We start from the raw sequence: 215 nt of genomic DNA, 5'->3' as shown, positions 1-215 counted from the left end.
CGTAAGGATTAATCCTTACGGAGCAACCTTTGCGCCAAGTTCCTTGAAGGGCTTGTACGGCCAGCCTGCTAACTTTCCCCTTTGCAAGAAGATGCTTAGGGGGGACCTTTTTAAAATTAATGGTCCGCCAATCCAATGGGATTTCGCGTGGTGATCCATCGGTTAAAAGGACAATTTTCATTGGAAGCTGTGTACTTAATCCAAGGGCATTCTCA

At 46.0% G+C, this 215-nt stretch carries 1 protein-coding gene; it reads right to left on the bottom strand.

Annotation, left to right across the window (positions count from 1 at the left end):
- The coding region (locus X939_RS23995; RefSeq protein ID WP_229236138.1) for a DUF6088 family protein at positions 1-181 on the bottom strand (181 nt) is incomplete at its 3' end.
- Positions 182-215 lie beyond the last annotated feature (34 nt).

The sequence above is a fragment of the Dyadobacter tibetensis Y620-1 genome (assembly GCF_000566685.1).
Classification (GTDB): Bacteria; Bacteroidota; Bacteroidia; order Cytophagales; family Spirosomataceae; genus Dyadobacter; species Dyadobacter tibetensis.
The sequence above is the reverse complement of the archived record's forward strand: the minus strand, read 5'-3'. Positions and strand labels throughout refer to the sequence as shown.